The following is a 10,113-nucleotide window of genomic DNA, read 5'->3' as shown; positions in this document are numbered from 1 at the left end:
CGGCCCCGGCTCCCGACCCCCCCCCCCCCCCCCCCGCCGCCCTCCACACCCCCCCCCCCGCCCCCACCACCCCCGACACCCCCCCCCCCGCCCCCCCCCCCCCCGCCCCCGGCGCGGCCGGGCCGGCGCGGACCGCGCTGTGGCGGTCCCGCCTGATCCGGGTGGTCTCCGTGCTCGCCGCCATCGGACTGTGGCAGCTGCTCACCGTCAACGATGTGCGCGCCGGGCTGCGCTTCGACGCGCTGCCCACGGTCACCGAGATCATCGCCGAGTTCGGCGAGCAACTGGGCAGCCAGCAGTACTACCTCGACATCGGCCAGTCGCTGATCCGCATCGTCACCGGCTTCGGGCTGGCCGCGGTTGTCGGCGTGCTGGCGGGCATCGGGCTCGGCCGCTCCGGCCTGCTCAGCGACATCTTCGGGCCGCTCACCGAGCTGGTCCGGCCGATCCCGGCGATCGCGCTGGTGCCGGTGGCGATCCTGCTGTTCCCCAGCGACGAGTCCGGCATCGTGTTCATCACCTTCACCGCCTCGCTGTTCCCGGTGCTGGTCAGCACCAGGCACGCGGTGCGGGCGCTGCCGACCATCTGGGAGGACGCGGTGCGCACACTCGGCGCATCACGCTGGGACGTGCTCGGCCGGGTCGTGTTCCCCGGCATCCTGCCCGGCGTGTTCGGCGGCCTGTCGGTCGGCATGGGCGTGGCCTGGATCTGCCTGATCTCGGCGGAGATGATCTCCGGCCGCCTCGGCCTCGGCTACCGCACCTGGCAGGCGTACACGATCGTCGACTATCCCGGCGTGTTCGTCGGCATGATCACCATCGGCGTCCTCGGCTTCGCCACCTCAGGGCTGGTGGAGCTGGCCGGACGCCGCGTCACCCGCTGGCTGCCGAGGCAGGCGCGCCGATGACCACCACACACGACCCCGTCACCACCACCGCCACCGGCATGCGGCTGAGCCTGCGCGGGGTGCGCCTCGGCTACAGCGGCCGCACCGTGCTCGAACGCATCGACCTCGACATCGCGGCAGGCGAGATCCTGGTCCTGGTCGGCAAATCCGGCTGCGGCAAGTCCAGCCTGCTGCGCGCGCTGGCCGGGTTGCGCGCCCCCGAGGGCGGCGCCATCCTCGCCGAGGGCTCCCCCGTCACCGGGCCGTCGGCCGATCGGGCGCTGATCTTCCAGGACGACGCGCTGCTGCCGTGGCGCACTGCCCGCGGCAACATCGAACTGGCGCTGAAGCTGCGTGGCGTCCCGCGCGCCGAACGCCGCGCCCGCGCGCTGCGGTGGCTGGAAGAGGTCGGGCTCGCCCCCTACGCCGAATACCTGCCGCGCGATCTGTCCGGCGGCATGCGCCAGCGTGTCCAGCTGGCCCGCGGCCTGGCGGGCGCCCCGCGCGCCCTGCTGATGGACGAGCCGTTCGGCGCGCTGGACACCCAGACCAGGGCCACCATGCAACGACTGCTCGTCGACACCTGGCAGGCCCACCCCACCACGGTCGTGTTAGTCACCCCCGCCCTCGCCGAAGCCCTCCGCCAGGGCGACCGGATCGCCGTCCTCGGACGCGACGAGTCCCGCACGGGCGTACTGCGCGCCGTCGTCGAGATCCCCGATCCGCGCACACCGGCCGACCGGCCCGCGCTTCGGGCCGAGATCCTGGAGTACCTGTGAGCAACACCGAACTGTCCACCGAGGTCCTCGTCCTCGCGGTGCCCGACATCTCGGATGCGGTGCGCATCGACACCGACGTGATCGTGGTCGGCGGCGGCACCGCGGGCACCATGGCCGCGCTGACCGCCGCCGAGCAGGGCGCGAACGTGCTGCTGCTGGAGAAGGCGCACGTGCGGCACTCCGGCGCGCTGGCCATGGGCATGGACGGCGTGAACAACGCCGTCATCCCCGGCAAGGCCGAGCCGGAGGACTATGTCGCCGAGATCACCCGCGCCAACGACGGCATCGTCGACCAGCGCACTGTCTACCAGACCGCCACTCGCGGCTTCGCCATGGTGCAGCGGCTGGAGCGCTACGGCGTGAAGTTCGAGAAGGACGAGTACGGCGAGTACGCGGTGCGCCGGGTGCACCGCTCCGGCTCCTACGTGCTGCCCATGCCCGAGGGCAAGGACGTCAAGAAGGCGCTCTACCGGGTGCTGCGCAAGCGCGAGAACCGGGAGAAGATCCGCATCGAGAACCGGCTCATGCCGGTGCGCGTGCTCACCGATCAGGGCCGCGCGGTCGGCGTGGCGGCGCTCGACACCCGCACCGGCAAGTTCGTCGTCGCCGCGGCCAAGGCCGTCATCCTGGCGACCGGGCCGTGCGGGCGGCTCGGCCTGCCCGCCAGCGGGTACCTGTACGGCACCTACGAGAACCCGACCAACGCCGGCGACGGCTACGCGATGGCCTACCACGCGGGCGCCGAGCTGTCCGGGATCGAGTGCTTCCAGATCAACCCGCTCATCAAGGACTACAACGGCCCGGCCTGCGCGTATGTCGCCAATCCGTTCGGCGGTTATCAGGTCAACGCCCAGGGCGAGCGGTTCGTGGACTCCGACTACTGGTCGGGCCAGATGATGGCCGAGGTCAAGCGGGAGATCGAATCCGCCCGCGGCCCCATCTATCTCAAGGTCTCGCATCTGCCGGAGGAGACGCTGAGCACGCTCGAGTCCATCCTGCACACCACCGAGCGGCCCACCCGGGGCACCTTCCACGCCAATCGCGGACACGACTACCGCACCCACGACATCGAGATGCACATCTCCGAGATCGGTTTGTGCGGCGGGCATTCCGCCTCCGGCGTGTGGGTGGACGAGCACGCGCGCACCACCGTCCCCGGCCTCTACGCCGCGGGCGATCTGGCCTGCGTGCCGCACAACTACATGATCGGCGCGTTCGTCTTCGGCGACCTGGCCGGTGCGCACGCCGCGAGCACCCTGGACGAGGTGCCCGCCCCCGCCGAGCTGCCGCAGGACCAGATCGCGGCCGCGCACGAGCTGATCTACCGGCCGCTGCGCAATCCCGACGGCCCGCCGCAGCCGCAGGTGGAGTACAAGCTGCGCCGTTTCGTCAACGACTATGTGGCGCCGCCGAAGACGGCCACCAAGCTGGGCCTGGCGGTGGAGACCTTCGAGCGGATGCGCGCCGAGGTCGAGGGCATCGGCGCGCGCACCCCGCACGAGCTGATGCGCGCGGTGGAGGTCTCGTTCATCCGCGACTGCGCGGAGATGGCGGCGCGCAGCTCGCTGACCCGCACCGAATCCCGGTGGGGTCTCTACCACGAGCGCGCCGACCTGCCCGAGCGCGACGACACCGCATGGCGCTACCACCTGAACCTGCGCAAGAACGCCGACGGCGAGATGGAGTTCCTCAAGCGGCCGGTGGCGCCCTACCTGGTGCCGGTGCCCGGACTGGACGACATCCCGTCCACCGGACCCGACCTGACGGTGGAGCAGCCGACGGTGCGCGCGGGCCGGGCCCCCGATCGCGCCGACGCCGCCGGGGCAGCGCGACCGGCCGGGCCGGCCACCCCGCCCTCGCCGCGGATCGTCACCCTGCTCGCACTCGATTCGCCCACGGTGGAACAGCTTTCGTCCTATCTGGCCGACGAGGACGCCGGCGTGCGGGCGGCGGCGCTGTCGGCGCTCACCGAGAACACCCCCGACGGCTTCGCGGGCCCGCTGATCGAGGCGCTGGACGACCCGTCCGCCGCGGTCCGCCGCACCGCCGCCGAGAGTCTGCGGGAACTGGTCGAGGTGCTGCCCGAGTCGACCGGCCTGTCCGACCGGCTCGACTCGCCCGACCCGCTCGTGCGGGCCACCGTCGTCGACCTGCTGCGCGCGCTTCGGGCGGGCACGGCCGAGCAGTACACCGTGGCGCTGGGCGATCCCGATCATCGGGTGCGCATCGAGGCGGTGCGCGCGCTGGTGGCCCTGGACGACGTCGACGGGGTGTCGAAGCTGGCGGGCGACGACAACCGCGAGGTCAGGGTGGCGGTCGCCAACGGTCTGGCGGTGATCGGCGCAGGCGGGCACGACGTGATCCGGGCGCTGTCGGGCGATCGCGATCCGCTGGTGCGCGCCGCCGCGCTGACCGCCTTCGCCGCCCTCGGCGCCACCGACGACGACGCCGCCGACCTGGCAGAGGCCCTCACCCAGTCGGCCTGGCAGGTGCGGGTCGGCGCGGCCCGCGGCCTGGCGGGCGCGGGGCCGGACGTGGCGGTGCCGCCGCTGGTTCGGGCGCTGGCGGATCCGCACCTGGACGTGCGCAAGGCGGCGGTGCTCTCGCTGGCGCGCTGGCCGGAGCATCCGGGGGCACACGACGGGCTCACCAGTGCCACCTCCGACAGCGACGCGGATGTGCGCGCCTACGCGCGGCGGGCGGTCACGGCCTGAGGCCACCGGGGGCATGACCGGTCTCACAGCCCGCCGACATGCGAGCACGGTGCGGCGGCCATAGGATTCGAGGCGAGTCCGTCGCTGCGAGGGGCCGCGATGCCGCACCTCCCGCCGGAACGGACACCGTCACGACCCGTTTCCGGGAGCAAACATGGCTCTGCTGGTCGCACTCCTGTTCATCCTGCTCGCCGTCACCGCACTGGTGGTCGTCGCCGCCTATGCGACGGTCTGGCTCACCTACTGGTTCGAGATGCGCCACCCCCACCCCGGACCACCGGACCTCTCGACCGCCCGCTGACCCCCGCCCGCCCGTTTGACCGCTCGTCCACCGGCAACTACCGGGCGGAGGAGGTTTTCATGGTCGACGATGTGGAGAAGCGCTGGTCCGATCCGAAGGGATCGCGTGCGGCGGTCCGGTTCGGGGTCGCCGTGCTGACGGTGGCCGTCCTGACCGCGGTGGTGATCGCCGTCTGGGCCTCGATCAGGGACGCCTGCGAGGGACAGCGCATGCTGTGCGACACCACCGCGCAGGCGACCATGGTCATCGGCCCCGCGGTGGTGCTGGCCGCGGGCTGGATCGGCGCCTTCGTGGTGACCTTCCTGCGCTGGCGGCGCGGGCAGGTGTGGCCGATCTGGCAGGGCGTCGGATGGTTCTTCTTCTTCCTGTTGCTGGCCTACCTGTCGATCGGGGGCGGATTCATCGGCAGCTGAGCGCCGTGGTGTCATGGTCGATGTCGTCGGTCCCTTGTCCGCCACGCCGCGACACCGACACCCGAACGGGCTCGACAACCGTCGCGGCAACGATTCGACCAGGAGTAACCCCATGACACGGCTTCCCCGTACCCGCACGGCCCGCCGCGCCGCGGCGGCCACCGCCACCCTCGCGGTGCTGTTCACGTCGAGCCTCGGCGTGGCGGGCGCCCGCCCGGTCGGCGCGTTCGACGTCGGCGGGGCCATCGAGGTGGAGTTCGATCAGGCAGGCGGCCAGGCCGTGCTCGGCGACCCGACCGGGCCCGAACTCGACGCCGCGGCGGGCGGCCGCTACCAGGTCTTCGCCGAGAACGCCGCCATCTACTGGCGCGGCGACGTGGGCGCGCACGCTGTCGCGGGCCCCGTCCGCGACAAGTGGAACAGCGCGGGCGCGGAGGGCGGCAGCCTCGGCTACCCGGTCACCCGCACCCTGCCCACCCCGGGCGACACCGGCCGGTTCACCCACTTCCAGAACGGCAGCGTCTACTGGTCGGTCGGCACCGCCGCGCACACCGTCGCGGGCAAGATCCGCGACAAGTGGGGCGAGCTGGGCTGGGAGGCGAGCCCGCTCGGCTTCCCCGTCACCGACGAGAGCGCGGGCGCGAAGAGCGGCCGCTACAACCTGTTCAACGGCGGCGCGATCTACTACACCCAGCGCACCGGCGCGCACGCGGTGTGGGGCGTGATCCGCGACAAGTGGATCGCCGCGGGTGCGGAAGGCGGCCGGTACGGCTACCCGACCAGCGACGAGTACGACTACGAGGACGGTAAGGCGCAGGACTTCGAGGGCGGTCGCATCACCTGGGAGCCCTGAGCCCCTGCGGGCTGTCGGCACCGTTCGGATCGACCGCGCGGTTCCGGTTCGCGGCGAGCCGGCGCCCGATCACCCCGTGCTTCGGGGCGAACAGGTAGGCGAGCACGAACACCACCCCCTGCACGACCACGATCATCGCGCCCGACGCCGTGTCGAGGTGGTAGCTGAGGTAGAGCCCGGTGACCGCGGCGCCGATCGACACGGCAGGCGCGATGAGCAGCATGCGCTGGAAGCGGTCGGTCAGCAGGTACGCGGTGGCGCCGGGGATGATGAGCATGGCCACCACCAGGACCACGCCGACCGCCTGCAGGGCGACCACCGCGGTCAGCGCCAGCAGGCCGAGCAGGGCACTGCCGAGCAGGCGCGGGTTCAGGCCGATGGCGTGCGCGTGGGTGGGGTCGAAGGCGTAGAGGGTGAAGTCGCGGCGCAGCAGCATCAGCGCGAGCAGGGTGAAGCCCGCCAGCGCCAGCACCTGGATCAGCTCGCCGCGGTCGACGCCGAGCAGATTGCCGAAGACGATGTGGTTGAGGTCGGTCTGGCTCGGGGTGACCGACACCAGCACCAGGCCCGCGGCGAAGAAGGTGGTGAACACGATGCCGATGGCCGCGTCCTCCTTCACCCGGCTGGTCTCGCGGACCAGCCCGATCGCACCGACCGCGGCGAAGCCGAACACCACGGCGCCCACCGCGAACGGCAGCCCGGCGATGTAGGCGAGCACCACGCCGGGCAGCACCGCGTGTGAGACCGCGTCGCCCATCAGCGACCAGCCGATCAGCACCAGCCAGCACGACAGCACCGCGCACACCCCGGCCGCGGCGACGGTGGTGATCAGCGCACGGACCATGAATTCGTAGCCGAGCGGCTCGACCAGGTAGTCGACGGGGTTCACGAGCTGACCTCCCGGTTCAACACATCCAAGCCGAAGGCGGCGGCGAGGTTCTCCGGCCGCAACACCTCCTCCGGTTCGCCGCGGGCCAGCACCTTGCGCATGAGCAGGGCCGCTTCGTCGGCGAGGCCGGGCAGGGCGTGCAGGTCGTGGGTGGACACCAGGATCGCGGCGCCCTCAGCGGCCAGTTCGCGCAGCAGTTCGGTGATGGCGGACTCCGAACGCTTGTCCACCCCGGCGAAGGGCTCGTCGAGCAGCAGCAGCGTGGCCTCCTGGGCCAGCGCGCGGGCCACGAACGCCCGTTTGCGCTGGCCGCCGGACAGCGCGCCGATCTGCCGATCGGCCAGATCGGTCAGCTGCACCCGCTCCAGCGCCCGCGCCACCGCCTCGCGGTCGGCCCGGCGGGGCCGGCGCGGGAAGCCCATGCGGCCGTGCCGTCCGGTGAGCACCACGTCGCGCACCGTCAACGGAAAGGTCCAGTCCACGTCCTCGCTCTGCGGGACGTAGCCGAGCAGACCGGCCCGGCGGGCCGCGCGCGGCGAGTCGCCGTACAGCCGCACCGTGCCGGTCGTCGGCTTCACCAGCCCGACGATGGTCTTGAACAGCGTCGACTTGCCCGAGCCGTTCATGCCGACCAGGCCGCACACGCGCCCGGGGGCCAGCGTCAGGCAGACGCCGTCGAGGGCGAGCACCTCGCCGTAGCGGACCGTGACGTCGTCGACCTCGATCGCGAGTTCACTCATGCGGGCTCCCGGTCAGTGCGGTGGCGATGGTGCGGACGTCGTGCCGGATGAGGTCGAGATAGGTCGGCACGGGACCGCCCGGCTCGGACAGCGAGTCCACGTACAGCACGCCGCCGAAGGCCGCGCCGGTCGCCTCGACCACCCGCCGCATCGGCGCGTCGGAGACGGTGGACTCGCAGAACACCGCGGGCACCGAGCGGGTGCGAACGAAGTCGATGGCCGAGGTGATCTGCTGCGGGGTGGCCTGTTGCTCGGCGTTGACCGGCCAGATGTACTTCTCGGTCAGGCCGGCGTCCCTGGCCAGGTAGGAGAACGCGCCCTCACAGGTCACCAGGGCGCGCTGGTGTTCGGGCAGCGACGCGAGCGCGTCGACCAGTTCGCGGTGCACGGCGTCCAGCTCGGCCTGGTAGCGCTCGCCGTTGGCGCGGAAGTCCTCGGCGTGCGCCGGATCGAGCTCGGCGAAGGCGCGCACCATGTTGTCGACGTACACGCGCACGTTCAGCGGGGACATCCAGGCGTGCGGGTTGGGTTTGCCCGCGTAGGCGTCGCCGGTGATGTCGATGGGTTCGACCCCCTCGCTCACCACCGCGCGCGGCACGTCGACCTGGTCGAGGAACTGCTCGAACCAGGCTTCCAGGTTCAGCCCGTTGTCCAGGATCAGGTCGGCTCTGGACGCCTTCTTGATGTCGCCGGGGGTCGGCTCGTAGCCATGGATCTCGGCGCCTGCCTTGGTGATGGACTCCACCCGCAGATGCTCGCCCGCGACATCGGCCGCCACATCGGCGAGCACGGTGAAGGTGGTCAGCACGGTGGGGCGCGGATCGTCGTCACCGTCGGCGGTCCCGCACGCCGCCGACGCGACGGCGAGCACACAGGCCAGCAGCACCGCCGACAGCGAGCGCGCCCGCGCGACGGATCGACCGAGCACGGGCTCCCTGCGGCCCGGCCTCATCTCACCGGGCTCGATCTCACCGAGCTTCATACGACCGGATTCTAAGTTTCGGCAACCCTAACTTTCAACTTCGATACTACGTCCGACCACCCCGGGCGGCCACCGCGAATTCCTGGCACACCGCGAGGAAAAGTGACTGAACACCTTTTACTAAATACTGTTCACAAAGTAGGCTGTGGTGTGGTTCACTCCGAATGAGCCCTCGGCCCGACAGAGCCGTCGGCATGAGCCAACAGCCCCAGGAGGTAGCCGTGTCCGCGCCGTCGCTGTCGCACGATTTCGACTTCACCGATCCCGATCTGCTCGCCACCCGACTCCCGGTCGAGGAGTGGGCCGAGCTACGCCGCACCGCCCCCGTCTGGTGGGTCGACCAGCCCGACGGCACCAGCGGCTTCGACGACGGGGGCTACTGGGTGGTGAGCAAGCTCGACCACATCAAGGAGATCTCCAAGAACCCCGACACCTGGTCGAGCAACGAGAACACCGCTGTCATCCGGTTCAACGGCGACATCACCCGCGACCAGATCGACATCCAGCGGGCCATGATGATCAACACCGACCCGCCGGTGCACGACAAGCTGCGCCGCATCATCTCCCGCGGCTTCACCCCGCGCGCGGTGCAGTCGCTGCGCGACGCCCTGCACGAGCGAGCCGAGCGGATCGTGCACGAGGCCGCGAAGACCGGTGGCGGCGACTTCGTCCAGCAGGTGGCCGCCGAGCTGCCACTGCAGGCGATCGCCGAACTGCTCGGCGTTCCGCAGGAGGACAGGGGCAAGTTGTTCGACTGGTCCAACCAGATGATGGGCTACGACGACCCCGAGTTCGACGGCAACCACATGGTCGCCACCGCCGAGATGATGGGCTATGCCTGGAATCTGGCCGAGCAGCGCCGCGCCTGCCCGGCCGAGGACATCGTGAGCACCCTGCTCTCGGCCGACATCGACGGCGAGGGTCTCGGCTCGGAGGAATTCGCCTGGTTCGTCATCATGCTCTCGGTGGCGGGCAACGAGACCACCCGCAACGCCACCACGCACGGCATGAAGGCCTTCGTCGACTTCCCCGAGCAGTGGGAGCTGTACAAGGCCGAGCGGCCGCGCACCGCGCCCGACGAGATCGTGCGCTGGGCCACCCCGGTGGTCGCCTTCCAGCGCACCGCCAAGCACGACACCGAGATCGGCGGGCAGGCGATCCGCGAGGGCCAGCGCGTCGGCCTGTTCTACTCCTCGGCCAACTTCGACGAGGACCACTTCACCGACCCGCACAGCTTCGACATCACCCGCAACCCGAACCCGCACGTCGGCTTCGGCGGCACCGGCACGCACTACTGCGTCGGCGCGAACCTGGCCAGGCTGCAACTGGACCTGATCTTCAACGCCATCGCCGACGTCATGCCGAACCTGCGCCAGGTCTCCGAACCGGTCCGGCTGCGCTCGGGCTGGCTCAACGGCATCAAGAGCTGGCAGGTCGCCTATGCCTGACGCCACCGCCGCCGCCGGCGCGGCGGCGGGGCGGGGGCGCCCCCCCCCCCCGGGGGGGCCCCCCCACCCCCCCCCCCCCGCCGCCCCCCCCGCCCCCCGGCCCCCCC

At 71.5% G+C, this 10,113-nt stretch carries 10 protein-coding genes; 7 read left to right on the top strand and 3 right to left on the bottom strand.

Annotated features, from left to right (window positions below):
- The 6 genes from QH283_RS20710 to QH283_RS20685 form a co-directional block, all read left to right on the top strand.
- On the top strand, nt 1–908 hold a 908-nt coding region (locus tag QH283_RS20710; RefSeq protein ID WP_280504638.1), incomplete at its 5' end, for an ABC transporter permease.
- Nucleotides 905–1,666 (top strand): ABC transporter ATP-binding protein, encoded by a 762-nt coding sequence (locus tag QH283_RS20705; protein ID WP_280504637.1) that lies wholly within the window; start codon nt 905–907, stop codon nt 1,664–1,666. The genes QH283_RS20710 and QH283_RS20705, both read left to right, overlap by 4 nt.
- A gap of 47 nt (nt 1,667–1,713) precedes the next feature.
- Complete coding sequence (locus QH283_RS20700; RefSeq protein WP_280504641.1) at nt 1,714–4,380, top strand: fumarate reductase/succinate dehydrogenase flavoprotein subunit; 2,667 nt, start codon at nt 1,714–1,716, stop codon at nt 4,378–4,380.
- Nucleotides 4,381–4,534: 154 nt separating this feature from the next.
- The gene (locus QH283_RS20695) at nt 4,535–4,681 is read left to right on the top strand and encodes a hypothetical protein (RefSeq protein WP_280504636.1); all 147 of its coding nucleotides are present in this window, start codon (nt 4,535–4,537) and stop codon (nt 4,679–4,681) included.
- A 59-nt stretch (nt 4,682–4,740) separates the two neighbouring features.
- Complete coding sequence (locus tag QH283_RS20690; protein WP_280504635.1) at nt 4,741–5,094, top strand: hypothetical protein; 354 nt, start codon at nt 4,741–4,743, stop codon at nt 5,092–5,094.
- A 112-nt stretch (nt 5,095–5,206) separates the two neighbouring features.
- Nucleotides 5,207–5,947 (top strand): LGFP repeat-containing protein, encoded by a 741-nt coding sequence (locus tag QH283_RS20685; RefSeq protein ID WP_280504634.1) that lies wholly within the window; start codon nt 5,207–5,209, stop codon nt 5,945–5,947.
- Here the strand turns inward: QH283_RS20685 and QH283_RS20680 are convergent.
- From QH283_RS20680 to QH283_RS20670, 3 genes are read right to left on the bottom strand one after another with little or no spacing between them, the layout of a single operon-like run.
- Nucleotides 5,931–6,791: a metal ABC transporter permease gene (locus QH283_RS20680; RefSeq protein ID WP_414689531.1), complete on the bottom strand. Its 861-nt coding sequence runs from the start codon at nt 6,789–6,791 to the stop codon at nt 5,931–5,933. The two genes, QH283_RS20685 and QH283_RS20680, sit on opposite strands and share 17 nt — an antisense overlap.
- 41 nt (nt 6,792–6,832) lie before the next feature.
- Nucleotides 6,833–7,576 carry a metal ABC transporter ATP-binding protein gene (locus tag QH283_RS20675; RefSeq protein WP_280504632.1) on the bottom strand — a complete coding sequence of 248 codons (744 nt, stop codon included), beginning with the start codon at nt 7,574–7,576 and terminating at the stop codon, nt 6,833–6,835.
- On the bottom strand, nt 7,569–8,528 hold the full coding sequence (locus QH283_RS20670; protein ID WP_280504640.1) for a metal ABC transporter substrate-binding protein: 960 nt from the start codon (nt 8,526–8,528) through the stop codon (nt 7,569–7,571). The genes QH283_RS20675 and QH283_RS20670 overlap by 8 nt, the downstream gene beginning before the upstream one ends.
- 224 nt (nt 8,529–8,752) lie before the next feature.
- Here QH283_RS20670 and QH283_RS20665 point away from each other — a divergent pair, with 224 nt between their 5' ends.
- Complete coding sequence (locus QH283_RS20665) at nt 8,753–10,006, top strand: cytochrome P450 (protein ID WP_414689530.1); 1,254 nt, start codon at nt 8,753–8,755, stop codon at nt 10,004–10,006.
- The last annotated feature ends 107 nt before the right edge of the window (nt 10,007–10,113 follow it).

Origin of the sequence: Nocardia farcinica (assembly GCF_029867845.1) — a bacterium.
GTDB lineage: Bacteria > Actinomycetota > Actinomycetes > Mycobacteriales > Mycobacteriaceae > Nocardia > Nocardia farcinica_A.
Note: the sequence above shows the minus strand (reverse complement) of the source record. Positions and strands in the feature narration are given on the sequence as shown.